Here is a 22,908-nt window from a genome sequence, read left to right as displayed (position 1 = left end):
CGCGATGGTTTTCGTTCGCGGCGCAGGCGTTGCGATGGCGCGCGGCGGATCGGTAGCTTGGCGGCCCTGAACGCAATCCTGACGAGCGAGCCTCGATGAAGCTGCACGTGTCCGGCGACGTCACCGTTCCGGGCGACAAGTCCATGACGCACCGCGCGCTGATGTTCAGCGCCGTGGCGGACGGCGAAAGCCGCCTGCGCGGCCTGCTGCCGGGCGCCGACTGCCGGAGCACCGCGTCCGTGCTGCGCGCGCTCGGTGCGGACGCGGCCGACCCGCCTGCGGACGGCTCGGAGATCCGCGTCGTCGGCCGGGGGATCGGCGCGTGGAGGGAGCCGGGCGACTGGCTGGACTGCGGCAACAGCGGGACGACGGCGCGGCTGATGATGGGCCTTCTCGCCTCGCGCCCGTTCACCGCGACGCTCACGGGCGACGAGTCGCTGCGCAGCCGCCCGATGCGCCGCATCACCGCCCCGCTGGAGCGGATGGGCGCGCGGTTCCAGGAGCTGGGCGCATCCGGCACCCTGCCGATCGAAGTCGGCGGGGGGGAGCTTCGCCCTCTGCACTACGCGTCGCCCAAGGCCAGCGCGCAGATCAAGAGCGCGGTGCTGCTGGCCGGCCTGGGCGCGGGCGTGCCCGTCTCCGTCACCGAGCCCGTCCTGTCACGCGACCACACCGAGCGCATGCTGCGGGCGCTAGGCGAGTTCGTGCAGACCAGCGTGGCGGACGGCGCGGTGCACGTCAGCCTCACCCCCAGCGGCCGCGCGCTGCCGCCGCTGGACCTGTCCGTGCCCGGAGACCCATCGTCCGCCGCGTTCCTGGTGGCGCTCGCGCTCCTGGCGGACGAGGGCGAGCTGCGCATCCGGGACGTGTGCGTGAACCCCACGCGGACGGGGTTCTTCGAGCTCGTCGCGCGCATGGGCGCCCGCGTCACGCGCGAGAACCAGCGCGAGGAGGGCGGCGAGCTGGTCGCGGACCTGGTCGTTCGCCCGGCGCGGCTGCGGGGGATCGAGGTGGGGGGCCACGAGGTGCCGGCCGCCATCGACGAGATCCCCATGCTCGGGGTGCTGGCGGCGCGCGCGGAGGGGGAGACGCGGATCACGGGCGCCGGCGAGCTGCGCGTAAAGGAGACGGACCGCATCGCCGCGGTGGCCGGCAACCTGCGCGCGCTCGGGGTGAATGCCGAGGAGCTGGAGGACGGGCTGATCGTCCGCGGAACGGACCGGCCGCTCTCGGGTGCGGTGAAATCGTTCGACGACCACCGGATCGCGATGGCGTTCGGCGTGCTGGCCGCGAGCCCGGAGAACGCGATCGAGATCGACGACCGCGCGGTCGTGGACGTGAGCTTCCCGGGATTCTGGGAGCTGCTGGATCGGGTGACGCGGCAGTCGGACTGAGGCGCGGGCCTTGGCCAAGATCGGTGCCCAAGCCCTGCACGGGCGAATGAATTCGCTGCAACAACCACACGAAGTCCGCCTGCGCGGACTGGCTTGCAGCGGTGTGAGTTAGGGCCGGTGGCGCGCCCCAAACCCTGTGCAGGTCTCCCCCTCCCCTGCGCAGCGGGGGATGGGGGCCGGGGGGAGGGGGCACCCGCGGAGTGCGCCGGAGCAATTCGAAACGGGTGCACCGCCGGCGTCCCCCCGGCACCGGCCGAAGTGCACGGCACTGACTCCCTTCCCCCGCGCAGTTTGGGGGGGAAGGGCTGGGATGGGGGGCGCCGAGGCATGCGGCGATCCAGCCTCATCCGGCATGAAGTTACGCCTCTTCGCATGACACCATGACCGCACACGAGCGCCCGGACGGAATCATCATCGCGCTGGACGGCCCGGCGGGCTCCGGCAAGAGTTCCACCGCCAAGGCCGTCGCCGAGCGGCTGGGGTACCGGCACCTGGACTCGGGCGCCTTCTACCGCGCCATCACCTACGCCGCCCTGCAGGCCGGCATCGACCCCGACCGCTGGGAAACGCTGTCGGGCGACGAGCTGGACCGGCTGGACGTGCACGGCGTTCCCGGTGAGCGCGGCTACGTGATGACCATCGGCGGGCGCGACGTGAGCGCCGAGATCCGGTCCCCCCGGGTGAACGAGCACGTGTCGCGGATGGCCGCCGTCCCCACCGTGCGCGAGTGGCTGATGGACGCGCTCCGCGAATCCGGCGCGCGCGGCGGGCTGGTGGCGGACGGGCGCGACATCGGCACGGTCGTCTTTCCCGGCGCCGAGCTCAAGGCGTACCTGATCGCCGACGCCGAGGAGCGCGCCCGGCGCCGGCTGATGGAGCAGGGGGAGGCGGACCTGTCCGAGCAGCACGTGCGGGTGGAAGCCGCGCGGCTGCAGGGGCGCGACGAGCTGGACAGCAACCGCGCCGCCGCGCCGCTGCGGCAGGCCGAAGACGCCGTGGTCATCGACACCACGCACCTGACGCTGGAGCAGCAGGTGCGGCGCATCGTGGACCTTGCGCGCGAGCGGGGCGGGGTTGACCCGGGCGGGGAAGTGGCGTAACTTTCTCCGTTTCCCGGGCAGTTTTTCAGGCCCTCAACCGCTCACCCTCAAACCCACCGCCGGCACCCATCCCGCCGGCGGGAGTTACGGGAGATCCACACCACATGTCCGACATCACCGCAGCAGACTTCTTGTCCGGCGAGGACGAGGGCGGCGTCGCCGTCGCCCGCGAGCCCTGGCGCCCGGGCAATGAGCTTACCATCGAGCAGATCGCCGAGCGCGCGCGTTCGCTCGGCATTCGCCCCGACCTCTTCGACGAAGACGAGTACACGTCCGAAGAGTACGAGGCGATGCTCGACATGTACGAGCCCACCCTCAGCAACATCGAAGAGGGTGAGATCGTCAAGGCCCGCATCCTTCGCATCACCGACAAGGCGGTGATCCTGGACCTGGGCTTCAAGAGCGAGGGCGCGGTCACCCGCGACGAGTTCAAGGACCCGGACTCGCTGCAGATCGGCGACGAGGTCGAGGTCTTCCTCGAGAACCTCGAGGACGAGGACGGCGTGGTCGTCCTCTCCAAGAAGAAGGCCGACTTCCTGCGCGTGTGGGAGCAGATCCGCGTGGCGTACGAGAACGGCACCGCGGTGGCCGGCATGCTCACCCGCAAGATCAAGGGCGGCGTCACCGTCGACCTGATGGGCGTCGACGCGTTCCTGCCGGGCTCGCAGATCGCGCTGCGCCGGGTTCCGAACATCGAGGACCTGATCGGCGAGACGTACGAGTTCAAGATCATCAAGCTCAACAAGCGCCGCCGCAACATCGTGGTGTCGCGCCGCGTGCTCCTGGAAGCCGACCGCGAGATCAAGCGCGACAAGCTGAAGAAGGAGCTCGAGGTAGGCCAGCAGCGCGTGGGCATCGTCAAGAACATCACCGACTTCGGTGCGTTCATCGACCTGGGCGGCATGGACGGCCTGCTTCACATCACCGACATGTCGTGGGGCCGTGTGGGCCACCCGTCCGAGGTGGTGGGCATCGGCGACGAGCTGGAGGTGAAGGTCCTGGACATCGATTGGGAGCGCGAGCGCCTTTCGCTGGGCCTGAAGCAGCTGCAGGACTACCCCTGGAAGGACGTCGAGTCGAAGTACCCGGTGGGCGCCCGCGTTCGCGGCCGCGTGGTCTCGATCACCAACTACGGCGCCTTCGTGGAGCTGGAGAAGGGTGTCGAGGGCCTGGTGCACATCTCCGAGATGAGCTGGACGCGCAACGTCCGGCACCCGTCCAAGATCGTGTCGCTGGGCGACGAGATCGAGGCGGTGATCCTGAAGGTGGATCCGGAAGGCGAGAAGATCTCGCTGGGCATGAAGCAGATCGAGGAAGACCCGTGGCACGCGCTGCCGGCCAAGTACCCGGTGGGCACGCGCCTTTCCGGCAAGGTCCGCAACCTCACCAGCTTCGGCGCCTTCGTCGAGATCGAGCCGGGCATCGACGGCCTGGTGCACATTTCGGACATGAGCTGGACGAAGCGCATCCAGCACCCGTCGGAAGTCGTCAAGAAGGGTGACGACGTCGACGTGGTGATCCTGGGCGTGGACGCCGAGAACAAGCGCATCTCGCTGGGCCTCAAGCAGACCCAGGACGACCCGTGGGGCGACATCGCCACGCAGTACCACGCGGGCCAGGAGATCGCCGGCCCCATCACCCGCCTGCAGGACAAGGGCGTGGCGGTGGACCTGGGCAACGACGTCGAGGGCTTCGTGCCCGTTTCGCAGATCGGCGTGACCGGCCTGCAGAACCCGGCGGACGTGTTCGCCGAGGGCGACATGCTCGACATGCGCATCACCGAGGTCGACGCGGCCAACCACCGCATCGTCTGCGAAGTGGTGCGGGTGCCCAAGTTCGAGGGCGGCGTGCCGCAGTTCACCGTGGCGGCCACCCCGGCGGTTGCGGGTGATGAGGCTTCCGAGACCACCGCGAGTGCCGACGACGCGCCCGCGGCCGACGAAGCCCCGGCTGTGGAGGCTTCGGCCGACGCGGCTCCGGCGGCGGACGAGGCTCCGGCTTCGGACGACGCTCCGGCCGCGGACGCGGACGCCGGCACGGACGAGCAGGCGTAAGCCTCTCGGACGGGCCCATCGCGCTGAAGATGGGCGCGGAGCTTCGGCTCCGCGCCCGTTTTTGCGCAGGTATGTGCCGGCGACTCACAACGGCGCGGCCGCCGGGGGTGTTGTGGTCTCCGGCCAAAGCGTTCCAAGCCGGTGGGCGACATCCTTGTGCTACTCGCAAGCTTGACGCTTCGTTGGGGTTCCTCCACATTGGAGGACAAAGGAGGATGCCATGGCGACCCTGAATGTAAAGAACGTACCAGACGCCCTGTACGAGGCGCTGAAGTCCCGCGCCGAATCCCGGCACCGATCGGTCGCGCAGGAAGTGACGCACATCCTGTCCGAAGTTCTCGCGCCGCAGCGACTCTCGATCCTGGAGCTTGAGGGACTTGGGAAGGAGCTCTGGTCCGGGGTAGACGCAGGGCGGTACGTGGACGGAGAGCGAGCGTCGTGGGATTGATTGACGACGTGGGACCGGGCCCGGTAGGGGTCGACACCGTTGCGTTCATCTACTTCATCGAGGCGCACCCTACCTATCTCCCGCCGCTGCGTCCGTTGTTTGCCGCCGCCGATCTCGAGGCGGTAACGATTGTTACATCGGCGGTGACACTGCTGGAGGTGCTGGTGGTGCCGTATCGCGCCGGAAACCAGCCGCTGGCCGATCGCTACGAAGCACTCCTGACCCGCGGCAGAGGTGTCGTGCTCCGTGAGATCGACAGACCGCTCCTGCGTGCGGCGGCCCAACTCCGGGCCGTAGCCGGAGGGCGCACGCCGGATGCGCTCCAACTCGCGGCGGCGCTCGCCGAGGGCTGCACCACGTTTGTAACGAACGATCGCCGGCTCCCTGCGCTCCCGGGCCTTCGCATTCTGCAACTGGACACCTACATCTAACGCCCCCGTTCGGCCGAAGCTTCGGCTCCGCGCCCGTGCTTTCTGAGCACCGGCGCTCGTTTGCGCCTCTCTGCCTTGAAACCGAATACACCCGGCGCTTGTCCGAGCAGCGCCGGGACGTTTGATTGTCCACGAATACCGGCCCTCCAGGCCCGCCCGGCTCAAGCTAAAAAACGCCGGCTTGCCGATCCCGCCGCACATACCTCGCGCCGGTCGTGCCCCCCGCTGCCATCCCATCGCGACCCTCATGCTGAACCCTGCCTGCTGTCCCTGGGATGCCCTGAGATCGTAGGGCGTCGTCGGACAGTAGCGCTACGGATTTTGGCGAGCGAATGCTGCCTCGTGCCGCGGCTGTACGGTGCGCGGTACGCCGCGTGCTGAAGCGGATGCGAGCGGCCTCAGAGCTGAGTACGAGTTGAATCCTCACGTCGTTGAACCTGCTTGTGATCAATGCCGAACCGAGCCCCATCGCATCAATTAGAAGCGAGGTCGCTACTCGCTTTTCAACAGCGCCTACCTTCCGCGTGGGTGTTCCGCTCTGAACAGCCAGACTACGGAATTGACGGTAGCGTCGAACTGTTCGCTCCAGATGGCAGCCCGACTGGCCTGCGTTTTTGGGTTCAAATCAAAGCCACTCAAAAACCGTCCCGTCGCCCTTCAGTCCGACTGCGCGTCGAGACCGGCCGGTATTATAAAATACTGGATCTCCCCGTCCTAATAGTGCTATGGGAGTTGGAAGATGACCGGTTATTTGCGCAGTGGTTTCACCAATTCGATCCGTTCTATGGCCGTCTAGGCACGAAGACACTCATGATCCCGTTTCGTGCCGAACACGAGTGGGACGAGCACAGGCCTGGGATCCTGGAGCAAGATCTCCAGATTCGCAGGCGTTACACCAAAGGTTGCATTCCGCTCCCGATTCCCGTTGAGATTCGGATTTTCAGCCCGAGTGTCGGAACACTGTCGGCGCCTCGTGCATTGCACAGCATTCGAGCGTATCTGCGGAAATGCGGCGCAATCTTCAACGAACAAAGCACGGACGGAGCCCTTTGGATTCACGCTGAATCTGAGAAGTTGGTCGTCAGTTTCAGAGGTGCGCCGAGCGTGACCATCCACTATTCGACTGCCTCAACCTTCGACAACACGCTTGGTGCTGACGTCGTGATATTGGCTGCGGTGGCAATCTCGCGGGTCGGTGACCACAACCTTGCCTCGACGCTCGCCAACATGGTAGCCGATGACTCGGCGATTCTTACCGCTCCCGAGATGTTGTTGATCATTGGCCATAGCCTCCTTGCCTCTCGTCGATTTGGGTTAGCGTTCGAGATGGCCGACAAGATGCTCAAGAACCCCGATAACCGATTTGCGACGGACCCTCTCCTCGTTCTCGGTCTCATGCCGGGGCTTTCCGATCGGGATCACGAGGCAGTTGAACGGCACCTCCGACGTAAGATCGACAGCTATGATCGTGAAACCGACGCACGCGAACTCGCCATCGCGATCTACAACCTCGGCAACCAGTTGCGCCAAGCGGGCCGTGATCGGGAAGCTCTGCGCCTATACCGGCGCGCTGGGGACATTCATCCACCGTATCTTCAGAGAGACTACTACTGGAAAGAGATTGCCGGTCTACTGTTCGGAGCGAGACGGTATCGTCTTTCGGCGGCCCTGTATGGCAAAGCGATCGCTTTGGGTGGGCGGCCGTCTTGGAGAGCATTGTACGCAGACGCATTGATGTATGCGGGCCGGTTTGCTGCGGCGGGCGATGCGTTCGATTCGTATTTGGACGCTGAGGAGAAATCGGACTACGAATGGGTGTTGAAGCGGCTCGTAGTAAGCATGCTGTCAGAGAGGTACGGAGACGAGGTCCGCAGAGAGACAGCAAGAGCGGCAACGCTACTTGAATTGGATTCGAATCCGGCTGTTGCAGGGGATGCCTTGCGTCTCGATCCGCTGGATGTCAACGGGTGGCTACGTCTAGCTGTCCAGTTGCAGCATCGCAGTGCTGTTGATGAGTGCGCAACCGCGTTGGTCACGGCTGCTGTCCTTGCTAGAAACAGTGCTGACCTTTGGCTGCAAGCGTTCCTGTCGGTCGTACGGATACCGGAACTCGGGCACTTGGTGAAGCCGGTTGCGTTCGCAGCGTTCGGAGCAATCGGAGAACAATGGAACGACTCCATCGATACCTTCGTAGCGCATGAGGAAATGTCCGATGAGGCTACGACTGCTTTGTACCAGGTGATCCTAGACCTCAGGGCAGAATACAACGCGACCTTCAGCCCGGCGCCTCTGGAAATGCGCATCGCGGGTGAAGGCGCGGAATACTCCAGCATCTTCGTGCAGCCTGATGGCCCCGCTACGCTACACCGGACGACTGAGCCCATAGCTCGGGCAGGACGTTTCAGAGGGGCCTCTATCACAGACAACGCCGCTACGCCCGCCGGGTTGGACGAACAGACCTAAACCGACGCGCAGCACCCCCCCCGACCCGATGTCGAACAAAACCCGGCGCTTGCCCGACGTCGCTCCATTCGTTCCTTTTCGTAAATCGGCGTAGCTGCTCCTCCTCCGCACTACCCTCCGGTTTACCCCTTGCTTTGATCTCGATGATGGATTTCTCCCCCCTTTCCGTGCTTCTCCTGCTTGTCGGCGTCGTCATCGGCGCTTTTGTAGCGTATTTCATCCTCCAGGCCCGAGCTGCAGCGGCCTCCAGTGCCGCCGCGGCGCAGCTCGCGTTGGCGACTGCCGCATTGGACGAGCGGGTGCGAGGGAAGGAGGCGCAACTCGCCGAGATGCGGGGCCGTGCGGAGGCCGCCGAGGCCGAAGCCGGGCGGCTGCGCGAGTTGAACACGGCCCTGGATCGGAGCGTCGCGACGATCCAGGCGGAACTGCGCCAGGAGCGGACGCTGGCCGCCGAAAAGGTGAAGCTGCTCGCCGAGGCGGAGCAGCGCTTCAAGGAGGCGTTCCAGGCACTGTCGGCAGAGGCGCTGAAGTCGAGCTCCACCTCGTTCCTTCAATTGGCCACGGAGCGGTTCGGGCGCCTCCACATTCTCTCGCAGAAGGACCTGGAGCAGCGGCACCAGGCGATCGACGCGCTGGTCAAGCCCATGGCGGAATCGCTCGCGAAAGTCGATGCCAAGATCGACGAAGTAGAGAAGAAGCGGGTGGAAGCGGATGGGACGCTGTCGGCGCATCTGCAGAGCATGCAGCAGATGCAGTCTCAGCTGAACACCGAGACCGCCAACTTGGTGAAGCCGCTCCGTGCACCGAGCGTCCGTGGCCGCTGGGGCGAGATCCAGCTGAAGCGCGTGGTCGAGATCGCGGGGATGGTGGAGTACTGCGACTTCGTTCAGCAAGAAACTGTGCAGACCGACGCGGGCAAGCGGCGCCCCGACATGGTGGTGAAGCTGCCCAACGGCCGGTGCGTGGCGGTCGATAGCAAGGCGCCGCTCTCGCATTACCTGGAAGCGCTGGAGGCGCCGGACGAGGAGAAGCGTGTCGCTTCGCTGCAGGCGCACGCGGGGCAGGTGCGGACGCACCTCAAGGAGCTGAGTGCCAAGGCGTACCAGGAGAACATCCAGCCCTCTCCCGAGTTCGTGGTGCTCTTCCTTCCGGGCGAGACCTTCTTCAGCGCGGCGCTGGAGCAGGATCCGTCACTGATCGAGTTTGGTGCGGAGAACCGCGTGGTCCTGGCCACACCGACGACCCTGATCGCGCTCCTGAAGGCGGTTGCGTACGGATGGCGGCAGGAGCAGCTGGCGGAGAATGCGCGCGAGATCAGCAATCACGGACGCGTGCTGTACGAGCGCCTTCGCACGCTGGCGGAGCACTTCACCGGGGTCGGGAAAGGGCTCGACAGCGCGGTAGACGCCTACAACAAGGCCGTGGGCTCGCTGGAGTCGCGCGTGCTTCGCCCGGCGGAACCCATCGCGTGGCGGTGGACGCGGCGACCGGCCGGGACGGCACGGGAGGGGGAGCTACGGGCTTGTCTGCCCGTGTGAAGGAGGAGGCCACGCTACCCAGCGGCAGCGGTGGCACGGGCGTGGCGACGGCGCCAGCAAGCGTCTTTGCAGGTGGCGGCACGGCTGGCGAGGGGAGGACGGCCGGCGGAGCGACGGCTTGCACCTGAGGCAGTGGGTACACCGGCCGCCACGGCACCGGGGGAGACACCGGAACGCCCCGGGGTTCGAGGGCGGGTGGGCGGGTGGGCGATGCGGGGACGCCAGCGGGAGCGGGGGGCGGCGGCGGTGGAGGCGACGCTCGCTCCAGGGGCGGTGCGTCGGACGGCGCCGCGCCGGGACCAGCTTGCGGGTGCACCGGCTGGGAGGCGTTCTGGTTTGGCGGCGTTCCTGGATTCCGGAGCCAGAGCCAGATCAGCCCGGCCGCGCCGGCCGCGATGATGAACCCCATGATGACGATCGATGAGAAAAGGTCGGGCAGGAAGGAAATGGAACATACGGCGCGGCGTCCGCCGAGGAAAGATTCCTGCGGCCGACATCTCTCTTGAAGCTGGCCTCAGGCCGGAGTTCGTGGGTCCCATTCCGGCCGAGCGCATCGGCTTCAGCCGGTTGCGCTGGAGCCCTCGTCGGCGACCACTCTGATGGGCGAAGCACCGTACTCCGGATGCGTGGTCCGCTCCCATTCCCGCTGGCGGGCGACCAGCGCCGCACGAAGAGGGTCCGGCGCCTGCACGCCGCTCGCGACCAGCTCGTCGCGCCAGACCAGCCAGTTCCGCTGCAGTTCGCGCACGAGCGCGGCGGTGCGCGGAGGATGACCGCGTGCGGGCGTCTCCTCCAGGTCCGGGAACCCGCGGTCGTGCAGCAGCACGCGCATGTCGAGATCGGCCGCCAGCTGCAGCCGCCACCGCGCAAGCTCGCCCGAAACCCCCTCCGCGTCATCCGCGGGCTGCCCCACGGGCGCGATTTCCAGCCGGGCCAGAAAGGCTTCGCGTTCCCGAAGTACGGCGGCGGCCCAGGGATATGCAATCCCGTGCGTTTCGTCCAGCCAGCGGAAGTAGTGCCGCAACGCGGCGGGGAGGCGTTCGGCCTCTTCCTCGCTCGCCCGCCCGAACCGCGGGTACCAGTCGTAAAGGAACAGCCGCAGGTCGTACTCCGTGGCCGCTTCGGCGGGGAGCCGTACCTGGTGGTCCAGATAGCGCGACCAGTCCAGCGCGTGAGCCGCGCGGCGGCGTGCCAGCGCCGGGCGCGTGCCCATGTCCAAGAGATGCGCTTCGAACTCCGGAATCCGCTGCACCTCCTCGCGAGGGCGCTCCGGCTGGCCGCGCCCTTCCTCGGCGCGGAGGGTGACCGCGGCCCCGCACGCACACACCGGCCGGGCACGCTTCATCGCGGGCCAGGGTACCCGGTCGAAGTCGAATTCCGGGCGCAGCTCCACTCGGTTGTCGGTGTCCACATACGGCAGGGAGGGGCGCCTACCCCGGCCCGCCGCAATCCATCCGGCTACGGCCGCGAGCACCGCAGCCAAGTGACGGACGTCGGCGGCAGTTTTCCTGCGCCCCAGGGCGGTGCCGTCGCCGATGGCCAGCGGATACGCGCGGGGATCCGGCACCTCCCACCCACCGCGTGCGATCAATCGCCGATACTCGCGCGGAAGGGCGGCCCGCTCCACGAACTTGATCGCCAGCACCGCCTCACGCGACTCACCGAACATGGACTCGTAGTCGGCCGCGTGGGTGAAGAGCGTCAGAACGTGGCCGTGGCCCATGGGATGGTGAAAGACGGCGATGGACTCCCGCCCGCGCCACCTGACCAGCAACGCCTCGCCGTCCGCCACGCGCTCCCACGGCCGGGCGCGGCGAAACCGGGCCGCCGCCCGAAAGAATGCGTCGGGCAGGTGCGGATCGGTGCCGGCCTCGTACCAGCCCTCCAGCGGAACGAGGTCCCACGCCACGTCGGGCTCGTCGATGAGCGTAACCAGGTAGCGGATGGTGTGCCGGACCTCGCGGAGCGAGGGTGAAACGCGCACGTCCAGGTCATACGGCTCGAACTCCGTGCTCAGGCGCGCCGCCACGGCCCAGTCACGGACCAGCAGGCGGGGCGGATACCCGGTGGCGCGGCGAGCGACGTGACGCACGGCGCCGGCAAGGACACGCGCCGCGCCCGCGGAGTCTGCCACCGACGAGAGCGGGACCACCTTGTTGTACGCCACGTCACCCTCCACCATCACTACGACGATGGCGCGGCCCGGCCGCGTGCCGCGCCACGGTTCGTCGAGCGGCTGGACATCGGCCTTCCACTGAAGCGAGTACCGCATCCAGGTCTCGTCGAAGGAATCGCCAGCACCAAAGCCGACTCCCATCATATCTCTCCCACGCTGGCCGATAGGGGGCGCCCCAAGCAAAATCGGGAAGAGCCTGGTGGCTCTTCCCGATGTGACGGATTCGCGCGATCTCGCCGGATCATGCGACGATGATAATGCTTTTTCGGCCAATCGCAATGGATGGCGCAGACCTCGTTGTCTTGTCGTAGGTCGCCCTCGCTCGCTCTGTTGCCGGTGAGGGCGGGCGCGAGTAGCCCATCCAGCCCGTCGGACCTATCGCCCGAACTTCTTGCGCTGCCGGCCGCGCTACCGGGCTTCCCAGTACGACTCGACGGCGTCGGTCAGCAGGTGCAGGAAGTTGTATCCGGTGTTGCTTTCGATCGCGTCGACGGTGGTGCGGTAGCTTTCCCACGAGGCGGTGGAGATGCCGGTGATGTTGGGCATGTCCACCGCGATCACCTGGATGCTGCCCGTCGACGTTGCCTGCGCGAGGCCCTGCCCGTACGGCATCAGCAGCGCGATCTTGTAGTTCCGGCGCGGAATGGCCACCTTGCCCGCGTTGAGCAGCGTGCCGCTGTACGAGTATCCGCCGGCCATCACGTAGACCTCCTTGTTGTTCGTCTGCGCCTGCGTCTGCAGGTACTGCTCGAACTTGTACCAGGGGCCGCCGTTCAGGTCCTGGTACTGCGGGAGGATGTTGGTCATCAGGAACGTCTGCTTGTTGTGCTCCGACGACCAGGTGCGCTCCTCGCTGCGAACCATGTGGCCGCGGCTGTACCCCGAGTTCGTGTAGTCCGAGTTCGTCACGCGGTAGCAGCCGCTGGGAAGCGCGGCGTCGGTGTAGAAGCTCGTCGAGCGCGCCGCATCGCCAAAGTGCGTCTTGTTCAGGTTCCACGAAACCCAGTTGGGCCCGCCGCGCGAGCAGTTGTACGAGATGTAGTGGGTGTTCTTGGAAAGCCGCACGTCGCTGGTGGACGAGCCCGCCGGGGCGCCGAATTCCACGTGGCTGCGGTAGATGGCGCTGGGGTAGGTGTAGAAGCTGGGGCCTTCGGGATTGGTCGTGACTTCGGTCGGTCCGTCGGTGGAGCAGGCGGCCAGGGCCAGCATGGCGGCAAGGCCCAGCACCGCGCGTGCGGTGATGCGAGGGGAAGGCATCAGCGTCCATTCCTTGGGGGTGTCCAGTACTCCGGGGGATACCCGCTGTTTGCAACGTCGATGCCCTGCCACGCCAAGGCCGCCGCATGTTCTCCGGGCTATGGATCGAGAGGCGCCATGCGCACGGGGAGCCGCGTGAGGACCGGATGCGTAAAGAGTTTGGCGGGCGAGCTTTACGATCCGATGGACGCCTGGCTTGCCGCCGGCGGGGAGCACGCCCGCGGCCCCAGGCAGGCGCTAGATCCCCCGCGCGAGGCCGAGCCGGAACAGCCGTGGCGGATGGTGAGCGCCCTTTTCTGAGCAGGCGGGAACACCGTTTTGGTGCAGCTGCCCACGGGAGACGGCGTCGCTCGGCTTGGCTTGCCCGGAGGCGGCCACGCGGCACGGGACAGATCCTGACGAGCCTTGCCCGCTGGTGCCGGCACGGCTACTTGTGAACGCATTCCACCGCGATTCCCCCGCATCGGATCACCCAATGACGCCCGACCCGCCCGCCGCCGCGCCCGAAGGCTTTCAGGCATTGTCCCTGGGGGCCTCGCTCACCGCCAGCGACCTGCGGAAAAGCCTGGCCTGGTACCACGAGGTGGTGGGCTTCGCCATCGAAAACCGTTACGAGCGCGATGGAAAGCTGATGGCGGTGGGGCTCCGGGCCGGCGACGTGCGCATCCTGATCGGCCAGGACAACGGCGACAAGGGATGGGACCGCACAAAGGGAGAGGGCGTTTCGCTGATGATCACCACCGGGCAGGACATCGACCAGCTCGCCGCGGGAATCAAGGAGCGTGGCGGCACCCTGGACACCGAGCCGGCCGACATGCCCTGGGGCCCGCGCATGTTCCGCCTGCGCGACCCCGACGGCTTCCGTCTGGCGATTTCGTCGGATCGATAGCCCCGGCCGTGGAGATCATGCGCACGCGGCACCCGTTCTTTCCGCTAGCCCTGCTCCTCGCCCTCTGCGCCACGGACGGTGCGGCACAGCAGCCCTCCGCCGCGCAGATGGTGGCGGAGGCGGCCCGCGTCGAGCACTCCGACCCCGCGACCACGCTCCGCCTCACGCGCCAGGTGCTTCCCTCGCTCGGGTCGCCTGCCTCCGACGCGCTGCGGATGCGCGCCCTGGTGCTGCGCTGCTGGGCGGCCGCCAGTGATGCGCCCGACTCGATCGCCGCGTGGGCAGAGGCGGGGCTGGCCGATGCCCTGCGGACGGGCGACGGGCGCGCCATCGCGAGCCTGCGCACCTGCCGGGGATACGCCCACCAGGAGGCCAACCGTTTCCGCGAGGCCGCCGCCGACTACGACAGCGCCGAGGCCCTGGCGCGGCGGCTCGGCGCGGCGGAGGAGCGGGCCGAAGCGATGATGCTGCGCGGCGAGCTTCGCTACTACCGCGGCGAGTTCACCGGGGCGATCTCCGACCTGGGCACCGCGCACCGCCTGTTCACCGCCGTCGACGATGCCGCGCAGCAGCGGTACGTGCTCAACGCCATCGCAAACCTGTACGCCGACAGCCGCGTGGCCCAGTACGACCGCGCGCTGGAGTACTACGGCCAGGTGCTCGCGTCGCACGAAAGCAGCGGCAACCTGCGCGGGATGGCCACTTCGTACTACAACCTGGGAAGCACCCTGCAGCGGATGGGAAAGCTGGAGGAGGCGCTCGCCCACTTTCGGCGCGGGCTGGCGATGGACCGCCGCCGCAACGACCCCGGTGAGGTCGCCACGGACCAGCGCGCCATCGGCGAAGTGCTGTACAAGCTGGGGCGCCCCGCCGAGGCGCTTCCCATCCTGGACGAAGCGCTCGCGTACTACCAGCGGGCGGGGGATGAGGAAGGCACCGCGCACGTGCGCCTGACGCGCGGCGTGACGCTCCGCCTGCTCGGCCGGGCGGACGAGGCGCTGGCCGACCTGGAGGCGGCGCGCCAGCGGTATGCATCCACCGACAACCGGCGCTTCCTCGAGAAAGTGCACGAGGAGCGGGCGATGGCGTTCGCGGCCGCGGGCGACTGGCGCCAGGCGTACCAGGCGCGCACGGAGCAGCTGGCGCTTCAGAGGGAGCTGAGCGAGCGCGGGCGCCAGGAGCAGACCTCGCGCCTGCGCGTGCAGTTCGACGCCGAAAAGAAGGAGCAGGAAAACCGCGCCCTGCAGCGCGAGAACGACCTTCGCGGGCAGGCGCTGGCCGCCGGTGCACGCGTACGCCGCCTGCAGGCCGCGGTGCTGGTGCTGACGGCTATCGTCATCGTCGCGCTCGCGCTGCTCATCACCCGCCAGTTGAAAGCGTCGCGCAGGCTGCGCATCACCTCTCTCACCGACGAGCTGACGCGCCTCCCCAACCGCCGCCACCTGCTGATGGTGGCCGACGAGCAGGTGAAGGCCGCCCGCGCGCGCGGAACGGGGTTCGGCGTGCTGGCGCTGGACATCGACCACTTCAAGCGCATCAACGACGACCTGGGCCACGACGTGGGCGACGCCGTCCTTCGCAAGGTGGCGGAGGTGCTGCAGGGGTCGCTGCGGGATGGCGACCACGTCGGCCGCACGGGGGGAGAGGAGTTCGTCGCCATCCTCCCCGGCGCCGCCGCCGGCAACGCCGCCGAGGCGGCCGAGCGGGTGCGCCGCGCGGTGGAGCAGGCGCCCTTCGCCGAACTCCATCCAACCCTCTCGGTTTCCGTCAGCGTGGGCGCCACCGTGTGGCACCCGCGCGACGGTACGTTCGCCGCCACCTGGAAGCGCGCCGACGAGCAGCTGTACCGCGCCAAGGCCGCCGGGCGCAACCGCGTAGAGGTGGACGCGCTGTAGTCCGGCATCACGCCGGGGCTGCCGCGCGCCTGTATTCCCGCCGGAGTAGAGACGGGGCGGGTCAGCGGGCCACGGTTCGCATCGCAACCCGTTCCGGCTCCGCCGCGCTCCCGCGCGTTACGGCGGGAACGCCGCCCACTGGCCCTGCCGGGTGATGATGGCCGGCTGCTGGCTGTAGCTCACGGCGACTCCGCCGGCATCCATGGAGCCTCTCAAGTCCCAGATCTGGTTGAAGAACTCGACGCACCACAGGCGGCCCTCGGTATCCACCGCGCAGGTGGTTTCGCCGCCGCCCGACATCCGCACGAAGGTGGGAGGCGTGACGCCCGCGCTGAAGCTGCCGCAGGTGTTACCACCGCTGCCGAGGCGGAAACAGTGCACCCTGCCGGCCGCGACGTCCACCGCGTTCGAGGCAACCCGGACGACCGGAACGCTGGTCTGCGGGAGGTTGCGGAACGTTCCCCAGCACTCGCCCACCCCGTCGAGGGTGATGGCGCAGGTGCCGTTGTCCCCCGCCACGATCCGCTGGTAGGCCCGTCCGCCGAGGACGGGCGTGGGCGACTGGCGCGCGGTCAGGTCGCCCACGCCGAGCGCGCCCGTATTGTTGCGCCCCCAGCAGAATGCCTGTCCGGACCCGGTAAGGCCGCAGGCGAAGGAGCGGCCCACCGTCACCTGCGTGAACCCGGGGTTCGCCACCAGCCGCGTGTGGGTGGCCCCCGCGCCCGGAAGGGTGCCCTGGCAGTAGGTTTCTCCTCCGGTGGTCACCCCGCACGACGCGTCGTAGCCGCGCGAGAAATCGGTCCACACGTGGCCGCCGGGCACCAGGCCGTCGGTGCCCGTTCCCGTGCACCACGCGTCGCCCCTGGTGCTCAGGGCGCAGAACCCGATCTCCCCGGTGAGGGATTCGGGGCGGAAGGTGAGCGGGGCCGGGGCGACCGAGGCCACCTTCGCCGTGTCGGCCAGCGACCCGAAGGTCGCGACCACGTACGTGACGCCCGCGGAGCGCCCCACCACACGCACCCCGTCGTACGCCGAAGCGGTGTCGGCTTCCACCACGGCGATGGCGGTGTCGAGCGTTCGCCACTGGATCGACGCGTCGTAGGGACTGCCAGCCGGGTCGGTGTGGAGGACGGTGCCCAGCGAATCCAGGAGCACCGAGGTGGGCCGGGCCACCACGTCACCGTCGGCGGTCACGCGGACCGAGTCGGGGCTCACCACCAGCCGTGCCGGCACCGGCGCGATCACGATCGTCGCGGTGTCGGCCAGCTCGCCGTAGCGCGCGGAGACGAGCGCGCTTCCGCCCGTCCCGCTGGTGGTGACGAGCCCCGCCTGCGTCACCGTCCCCGGCCCGGAGACGGTGGTCCACACCACCCCGGACACCGCGATCACGTTTCCGCTGGTGTCGCGCACCGTGGCCGTCAGCTGCACGGTGCCGCCCACGACCGTCACGGTGTCCGCAGAAGGGGTGACCTCGAGGCGCTCGAGGCTGCCGCCCAGGTCGGCGTTCACGTAGGTGGAATCGGCCAGGTTCCCGGTCTGCGCCACGATCCAGGTAACGCCCAGGCCGGTGGCGGAAACCAGGCCCGTGGAATCGACCGAGGCGATCCCCACGTCACGGGAAAGCCAGGTGATCCGCTTCCCGGCGATGGGCGCCCCGGCCGAGTCCCGCACCTCCGCGATCAGCCGGGCCGTGTCGCCGTACGCACCCAGGCGAACGGTTTCGGGAAGCACCGACAGGCTCGCCGCCACCGCCGAATCCGCTTGCGCCGTGAAGACCGCCGCAAGCCCGGCGGCGGCCACCGAAAACCGCTGTTCGCCCGTCTGCGGCCCCAGCACGGCGGACGCCTGCGTGTAGCCGGCCGAGTCGGTCGGCGTACCGCCGTTCACGCTGCCGCCTCCCGAGACCACCGTCCACGCCACGGCGGCGTTCGCCACGCCGTTCCCGTTGCGGTCCACCACCCGGGCCACCAGCGGCGCGGGGAGCGGCTGGCCCACCCGGGCGCGCTGTCCGTCGCCGGACGACTTCACGAGCTGCGACGGTGCCCCGGCCGTGACGGTGGTGCTGAAGACGACCGTGGCGCCCGACGCCGTGGCGGCGCGCAGCGTCTGCGTGCCCGGCGCCACTCCGCGCGTCCACGTGGCGCTCGCGCCCCCGGTCCCGGTCACGGATTCCGCGGGAGTGACCGAGCCGCCGCCGTCCACGACCGTCCACGAGACGGCGACGCCGGTCACCGGCCGCCCGGCCGCGTCGCGGGCCTCCACCGTCACCCCCTGGGCCGATCCCGCGGTGTCCGCCGCCACGTCGCCCGCCGTCTTCACCAGCGTCAGGCCTGCCGAGGTCGCGGTGGCCGTGAACTGGGCGGAGAGGGTGCCCGCCGTCGCGGTGAGCTGCTGGGCGCCGGCCGCCGGGGCCAGCGTCCACGCCGTGGAGGCATTCCCCGCCGCGTCGGTGGTGGAGGTGCCGGGAGCAGCGGTTCCCCCCTGCGCAGGGCTCCATGCGACGGCCACGCCCGCCACGGGGTTGCCCAGCGCGTCCACCACGCGCACCGTCAGCGGCTGCGGGAGCGCCGAACCCGCGGGCGCCTCCTGCCCCTGCCCCCCAACGACCTGCAGGGCCGTCGCGACCGCCGTTACGCTCACCCGCGCCTCACCGCTGGCGGAGTCTACCACGGCGCGGATGATGGCCGTGCCCGCGCTCAGCGCCGTCACCCGGCCCAGGCTGTCCACCCGCGCCACCGACGGCGCCGTGCTGGACCATGCGGCGGAACGGCCTTGCAGAACCGTTCCCGCCGCGTCGCGCGCGGTCGCCCGCAGCGTGGCGGTGTCGCCCGTGGCGAGCGCCAGGCTGTCGGGAGCCACGGCAACGGCGGCGGCGAGCACCGGGAGCGGCTGGCCGATGGGGAACTGCGACACGTCGCGGTCCACCGTGTAGCTCAGCCCGATCAGCGCGTCGACCGCGGTGATCTGCCCGTCTCCGTTGTTGTCGCCGTTCGGCATGATCCGGAAGCCGGCTGGCAGGGGGCGCCCCACCGTGTGCGACAGGATGGCCAGGGCGTCCAGCGCGGTGATCTGCCCGTCCTGGTTTACGTCGCCGCGCAGGGCCGGAGCCGCCTGCCCCGCAAGGGGGGCGGCGGTGCCGGACACGAGCGCCAGGGCAAGCGCGAAGGCATACAGGAGCGGGCGGGGCATGGCGGCCAGATGGGCTGCGAGAGATACCAGCGGGGGCCGTTCGGCCGCCGCAGATTCTGGTGCGGTGGCTACGGCGCCGAGCGCGACAGCCGCGGCTGCGCCGAAAGCTGCCGAATCCGGGGCTTCAGGTCGGTGAAGCCTTCGCTGGCGACGAGTTCTTCCAGCGACAGCTCGAAGGCCTCGGCCGTGACCGGGGCACGGGTGCTGAACCGGAGAGAAAGCACCGCCCCGCCGTCGATCCCCTCCATGGAGATTCCCGCGAAGCGGATCGTGCCGGCCTGCGGCTCGTTGGCCGCACCGGTGATGCCCCGCGGAATGCTGGAAGCCTGGAGCGTGTAGCGCCCGGCGTCGTACTTCAGCTGGCCCTGGTAGCTGCCGATGCGCTCGGCTACCTGCACCCGCTGCAGGTGAAGCTCCACCGTGGCCTCGCCGTCACCTTGGCCAATCAGCACCAGCACCGGGTGGATCCCCGCCTCCTGCACGGCCGGCTTCTCCGGGTCGGGGCGCTGCCCCGAGCCCAGCAGGTCGCCGCAGCCCAGCAGGGTCCCCAGCCCGATCCCCATCGCCGCAAGGGCCAGCCGCGTGCGGCCGGTCCGGAACACTCCGTTGATCATGATGGAACTCCTGTGGATGAACTGAACCTGCTCTAGGGTGCCACGACGAGAACGCGGCCACCGGCCGAAAGCGGGATGCCGTACACGTGGAACCCGGTGCTCGCGGGCGGTGCCGTCCAGGTGAGCGAAAAGGCGCGCTCGGTGCCGGGCTGCGCGCCGGCTGCCACCTGGAAGGTCACGGTGACCAGCGTGGGCCGCGGCGTGTTCTGCGGCTCGGTCGCCGCGAAGCTGAACTTGAAGACACCGGGGGTGGGCACGTGGGTGGCTACGGACCCGCTCACCCCCGCCTGGGCCGACTGGAAGCCGAGCACCGCGGGGTCGTACACGAGGTCGAACTGCGCGGCTCCCAGGTTGCCCGCGGCGCTCACCCGCGAAAGGTCCAGGACCACCGCGACCACGACCGTCTGGCCGGGCCGCACCGCCAGCTTCGGCTGGCCGCCCGCGAAGGCCGTGGCGAGCAGCGTCGACGGGCCCAGCACCGCGACGAGGGCCGTGTCCGCGGCGCCGTTCACCTGCGCCGCCACACCGGCCAGTCCCGCCGCCACGCCGCGCACGCTCCCGTCGGCCCCCACCGTGGCCACCGCCGCGGCGGTCGTGGTCCAGGTGGGCCGCGGGTCGGGGATGGCCGTGCCCGCCGCGTCGAAGGCCGCCGCGGCCAGCGGCGCGGTCGCCGCCGCGTCCACCACCAGGAACCGGGGAGTAACCTGCACCCGTGTGGCGATACGCGCCGCCACCGTCACCTGCGCCGAGGCGCTGCGTCCCTCCACGGTGGCGGTGATGGCCACCGGCCCGCCCGCCGCCACCGCCGTCACCACGCCCGACCCATCGACCGACGCGACGGCGGGATTGGCGCTGCTCCACGAAACGCTCCGCCCGGCCAGCACGTTGCCCCGGGCGTCGCGCACGGTGGCCACCAGCGTTCGCGTGGAGCCCTGGTCCAGCTGCGCGGACTCGGGTGAAACCGTCACCGAGGCGGCGGCCGCGGGGGTCACCGTCAGGGTGATCGTCCCCGACTTGCCGGACCCGGTTTCGGTGGCCGTGATCACGACGCTTCCGGGCGAAACGGCCGTCACCAGCCCAGCCGCCCCGACCGTCGCCGAGCCGCTTCCGCTGGCCCAGGTGAAGGTCTTTCCGGCCACCGGCATGCCCGCGCGGGTCAGCGCCGCGGCCGACAGCTGCAGGGTGGCGCCGGCCTCCACCGTCGTCGCGGGGGCCGTGACGGAAACCGCCGTCACCCGGGTGTCGGGGCCGGAGGTGTCACGGCAGGCACCGCCCGCCAGCAGGACGATGGCGGCGACCACTGCGGCCGCCCCCCTGGCGAGGGGCGCGCGCGAGGTCCATGCGCGCAAATTGCGGCGGGTGGCGATAAGGAGCATTCGGCCGGGGGAGAAAGCGTGGGGGTGGCGCACGCGATGGGTGCCCCCAACGATACCCCGAAGGCCGGGCAAGCACAAGCGCGGCAACGGTTTTCCAAGGTTGGCCGCCGCCCGCGCCCAGACGCCCGCCGAGTCGATGAGCAGCGCTCATTGCGCCGCCGCGCGCCAGCAGTCTCCGCAGGGCGCGAGCCTTGCACGGGGGTTGCGCCACCGAATCACATGGCGCTCGCGCCAGATCTTGTCCACCCGCGCACCGCGGTCCATGTCAACACGCCAGCCGCTTCCCGACGACGACGAGACGGGGGGCCTTCTGCGCGCCATGCAGCAGCGCGAAGACTGGTTCCGCGCCGTGTTCGAGGGCTCGGCCATGGGCATCGCGGTGGTCGACATGCAGGGCCGGGTGATCGAGGCGAACACGCCGTTCCAGCGCATCGTGGGCCGCACCGCCGGGGAGTTGAAGGACACGCCCTTCGTGGACCTGGACCACCCCGACGACCGCGAGCGCAACCAGGCGCAGTTCAAGCGCCTGGTGACGGGGCATATCTCCAACTACCAGATGGAGCTGCGCTACGTGGACCGCGCCGGAGAGCCATTTCCGGTGCGGCTGACCACGTCCGTCGTTCGCGCGGCGGACGGCCGCGCGCGCTTCTGCGTGGCGATGGTGGACGACCTGACGCAGCGCACCCGCGCCGAGGAAGAGCGCGAGGAGCTGGAGGAACGGCTTCGGCACCTGGCGCTTCACGATCCGCTGACCGGGCTTCCCAACCGCGTGCTGCTGGCCGAGCGGATGACGGAGTGCGTCACGTCGCTCAAGTCCGAGCCGGGTTCGCACTGCGGGGTGCTGTTCCTGGACCTCGACCGCTTCAAGAACGTCAACGACTCGCTGGGCCACGGCGTGGGCGACGAGATGCTGCGGCAGGTGGCCGTCCGGCTCGCCACCTGCGGCCGCCCCGGCGACACGGTGGCGCGCTTCGGCGGCGACGAGTTCATCATCTTCCTGTCGCGCGTCACCGGGCGCGAGGAGGCGCTGGCGGTGGCGGCCCAGGTGCGCGAGGTACTTTCGGCGCCGCTGGAGCTGGGCAGCTACCGCACCTACACCAGCGCCAGCATCGGCATTGCGCTCACCGAGTCGACGGACGAGTCGCCCGACGAGCTGCTGCGCAACGCCGACATGGCCATGTACCACGCCCGGGCCGTGGGCGGAAGCCGCACGGCGGTGTTCGACGCGTCCATGCACAAGGCCGTGCTGGAGCGCCTGGGGCTGGAGAACGACCTTCGCGCGGCGCTCACCCGCAGCGAGCTGAGGTTGTTCTTTCAGCCCATCGTCTCGCTGCGCACGGGCGAGGTGGTGGCGTGCGAGGCGCTGGCGCGATGGGAGCACCCCATTCACGGCCGCGTGCCCCCGGACCGCTTCATCAGCCTGGCCGAAGACACGGGGCTCATCGGCCCGCTGGGCTCGTGGGTGCTGGGCGAGGCCGCGCGGCAGCTGGCCGAGTGGCGCGCCACGCTTCCCATGGCCGCCAAGCTCGAGGTGACGGTGAACCTGTCGCCGGCGCAGCTGCGCGAGCCCGGCCTGGTCGACGAAGTGGCCGACACGCTGGGCGAGCACGGCCTGCCCCCCGCCGCGCTCAAGCTGGAGCTGACCGAAAGCTCACTGGTGGAAGACCCCGCGACGGCCGCCGGCGTGCTGCGAGCGCTCAAGAAGCGCCAGGTGCAGGTGTACCTGGACGACTTCGGCACCGGGTACAGCAGCCTGAGCACGCTTCACCGGCTGCCGCTGGATGCGCTGAAGATCGACCGCTCGTTCGTGGCGGGAATGGACGGCGGCACCACGGGGGCGCACAAGGGCGCCGAGATCGTGCGGACCATCGTGGCCCTGGCGCGCAGCCTGGGTGTGCGCGTCGTCGGCGAAGGGGTGGAGTCGCACGAGCAGCTGGCGGCCCTCCATGCCCTCGGGTGCGACTTCGCGCAGGGCTACCTGATCTCGCAGCCGCTCCCCGCGGACGAGTTCGCCGAGTCCTTTCTGACGGGCGATCCGCCGCTGGCGTGGCGCGAGGGCCATCGCTTCCTGTAAAATCCCGCGC

The 22,908-nt window shown here is 69.4% G+C and carries 15 protein-coding genes; 10 read left to right on the top strand and 5 right to left on the bottom strand.

The window, feature by feature from the left end; all coding sequences use genetic code 11:
- The first annotated feature begins 95 nt into the window (after positions 1 to 95).
- The 7 genes from aroA (at position 96) to VF632_RS05875 (ending at position 9,428) form a co-directional block, all read left to right on the top strand.
- The gene (gene aroA / locus VF632_RS05905; protein WP_331021935.1) at positions 96 to 1,394 is read left to right on the top strand and encodes a 3-phosphoshikimate 1-carboxyvinyltransferase; all 1,299 of its coding nucleotides are present in this window, start codon (positions 96 to 98) and stop codon (positions 1,392 to 1,394) included.
- A gap of 380 nt (positions 1,395 to 1,774) precedes the next feature.
- Positions 1,775 to 2,494 (top strand): (d)CMP kinase, encoded by a 720-nt coding sequence (cmk, locus tag VF632_RS05900; RefSeq protein ID WP_331021934.1) that lies wholly within the window; start codon positions 1,775 to 1,777, stop codon positions 2,492 to 2,494.
- A gap of 104 nt (positions 2,495 to 2,598) precedes the next feature.
- On the top strand, positions 2,599 to 4,548 hold the full coding sequence (locus VF632_RS05895; protein WP_331021933.1) for a 30S ribosomal protein S1: 1,950 nt from the start codon (positions 2,599 to 2,601) through the stop codon (positions 4,546 to 4,548).
- A 220-nt stretch (positions 4,549 to 4,768) separates the two neighbouring features.
- Positions 4,769 to 4,996 carry a FitA-like ribbon-helix-helix domain-containing protein gene (locus tag VF632_RS05890; protein WP_331021932.1) on the top strand — a complete coding sequence of 76 codons (228 nt, stop codon included), beginning with the start codon at positions 4,769 to 4,771 and terminating at the stop codon, positions 4,994 to 4,996.
- Entirely contained in the window at positions 4,987 to 5,427 is a 441-nt protein-coding gene (locus VF632_RS05885; RefSeq protein ID WP_331021931.1) for a PIN domain-containing protein, read from the top strand. Before VF632_RS05890 ends, VF632_RS05885 begins: the two co-directional genes overlap by 10 nt.
- A 450-nt stretch (positions 5,428 to 5,877) precedes the next feature.
- Complete coding sequence (locus tag VF632_RS05880) at positions 5,878 to 7,890, top strand: DUF4365 domain-containing protein (protein WP_331021930.1); 2,013 nt, start codon at positions 5,878 to 5,880, stop codon at positions 7,888 to 7,890.
- A gap of 272 nt (positions 7,891 to 8,162) precedes the next feature.
- Complete coding sequence (locus tag VF632_RS05875; RefSeq protein WP_331021929.1) at positions 8,163 to 9,428, top strand: DNA recombination protein RmuC; 1,266 nt, start codon at positions 8,163 to 8,165, stop codon at positions 9,426 to 9,428.
- A 559-nt stretch (positions 9,429 to 9,987) separates the two neighbouring features.
- Here the strand turns inward: VF632_RS05875 and VF632_RS05870 are convergent.
- A complete protein-coding gene (locus VF632_RS05870; protein WP_331021928.1) occupies positions 9,988 to 11,700 on the bottom strand; it encodes a hypothetical protein in 1,713 nt (570 codons plus the stop codon).
- Between the two features lie 312 nt (positions 11,701 to 12,012).
- Positions 12,013 to 12,861, bottom strand: a complete 849-nt coding sequence (locus VF632_RS05865) for a DNA/RNA non-specific endonuclease (RefSeq protein WP_331021927.1) — start codon at positions 12,859 to 12,861, stop codon at positions 12,013 to 12,015.
- Positions 12,862 to 13,336: 475 nt separating this feature from the next.
- Here VF632_RS05865 and VF632_RS05860 point away from each other — a divergent pair, with 475 nt between their 5' ends.
- Both VF632_RS05860 and VF632_RS05855 read left to right on the top strand, forming a co-directional pair.
- Positions 13,337 to 13,750 carry a VOC family protein gene (locus VF632_RS05860; RefSeq protein WP_331021926.1) on the top strand — a complete coding sequence of 138 codons (414 nt, stop codon included), beginning with the start codon at positions 13,337 to 13,339 and terminating at the stop codon, positions 13,748 to 13,750.
- 17 nt (positions 13,751 to 13,767) lie between these two features.
- Positions 13,768 to 15,645, top strand: coding sequence for a GGDEF domain-containing protein (locus VF632_RS05855; protein WP_331021925.1), 1,878 nt, complete (start codon positions 13,768 to 13,770; stop codon positions 15,643 to 15,645).
- Positions 15,646 to 15,762: 117 nt separating this feature from the next.
- Here VF632_RS05855 and VF632_RS05850 read toward each other — a convergent pair whose 3' ends face one another.
- The 3 genes from VF632_RS05850 to VF632_RS05840 all read right to left on the bottom strand — a co-directional run bounded on the left by VF632_RS05850 (position 15,763) and on the right by VF632_RS05840 (position 20,824).
- Positions 15,763 to 18,834: an Ig-like domain-containing protein gene (locus VF632_RS05850; protein WP_331021924.1), complete on the bottom strand. Its 3,072-nt coding sequence runs from the start codon at positions 18,832 to 18,834 to the stop codon at positions 15,763 to 15,765.
- 68 nt (positions 18,835 to 18,902) lie between these two features.
- Positions 18,903 to 19,448 carry a hypothetical protein gene (locus VF632_RS05845; RefSeq protein ID WP_331021923.1) on the bottom strand — a complete coding sequence of 182 codons (546 nt, stop codon included), beginning with the start codon at positions 19,446 to 19,448 and terminating at the stop codon, positions 18,903 to 18,905.
- A 32-nt stretch (positions 19,449 to 19,480) separates the two neighbouring features.
- Positions 19,481 to 20,824, bottom strand: a complete 1,344-nt coding sequence (locus VF632_RS05840; RefSeq protein WP_331021922.1) for an Ig-like domain-containing protein — start codon at positions 20,822 to 20,824, stop codon at positions 19,481 to 19,483.
- A gap of 262 nt (positions 20,825 to 21,086) precedes the next feature.
- Here VF632_RS05840 and VF632_RS05835 point away from each other — a divergent pair, with 262 nt between their 5' ends.
- Positions 21,087 to 22,898: a putative bifunctional diguanylate cyclase/phosphodiesterase gene (locus VF632_RS05835; RefSeq protein WP_331021921.1), complete on the top strand. Its 1,812-nt coding sequence runs from the start codon at positions 21,087 to 21,089 to the stop codon at positions 22,896 to 22,898.
- The last annotated feature ends 10 nt before the right edge of the window (positions 22,899 to 22,908 follow it).

It is taken from the genome of Longimicrobium sp. (assembly GCF_036388275.1).
GTDB lineage: Bacteria > Gemmatimonadota > Gemmatimonadetes > Longimicrobiales > Longimicrobiaceae > Longimicrobium.
This window is presented reverse-complemented; position numbering and strand designations above follow the sequence as displayed.

Bases quoted from the DNA above. Each gene is read 5' to 3' on its own strand.
- aroA (WP_331021935.1), top strand. From the start codon at position 96: ATGAAGCTGCACGTGTCCGGCGACGTCACCGTTCCGGGCGACAAGTCC.
- cmk (WP_331021934.1), top strand. From the start codon at position 1,775: ATGACCGCACACGAGCGCCCGGACGGAATCATCATCGCGCTGGACGGC.
- VF632_RS05895 (WP_331021933.1), top strand. From the start codon at position 2,599: ATGTCCGACATCACCGCAGCAGACTTCTTGTCCGGCGAGGACGAGGGC.
- VF632_RS05890 (WP_331021932.1), top strand. From the start codon at position 4,769: ATGGCGACCCTGAATGTAAAGAACGTACCAGACGCCCTGTACGAGGCG.
- VF632_RS05880 (WP_331021930.1), top strand. From the start codon at position 5,878: ATGCCGAACCGAGCCCCATCGCATCAATTAGAAGCGAGGTCGCTACTC.
- VF632_RS05870 (WP_331021928.1), bottom strand. From the start codon at position 11,700: ATGCGGTACTCGCTTCAGTGGAAGGCCGATGTCCAGCCGCTCGACGAA.
- VF632_RS05865 (WP_331021927.1), bottom strand. From the start codon at position 12,861: ATGCCTTCCCCTCGCATCACCGCACGCGCGGTGCTGGGCCTTGCCGCC.
- VF632_RS05860 (WP_331021926.1), top strand. From the start codon at position 13,337: ATGACGCCCGACCCGCCCGCCGCCGCGCCCGAAGGCTTTCAGGCATTG.
- VF632_RS05855 (WP_331021925.1), top strand. From the start codon at position 13,768: ATGCGCACGCGGCACCCGTTCTTTCCGCTAGCCCTGCTCCTCGCCCTC.
- VF632_RS05850 (WP_331021924.1), bottom strand. From the start codon at position 18,834: ATGCCCCGCCCGCTCCTGTATGCCTTCGCGCTTGCCCTGGCGCTCGTG.
- VF632_RS05845 (WP_331021923.1), bottom strand. From the start codon at position 19,448: ATGATCAACGGAGTGTTCCGGACCGGCCGCACGCGGCTGGCCCTTGCG.
- VF632_RS05840 (WP_331021922.1), bottom strand. From the start codon at position 20,824: ATGCTCCTTATCGCCACCCGCCGCAATTTGCGCGCATGGACCTCGCGC.
- VF632_RS05835 (WP_331021921.1), top strand. From the start codon at position 21,087: ATGTCAACACGCCAGCCGCTTCCCGACGACGACGAGACGGGGGGCCTT.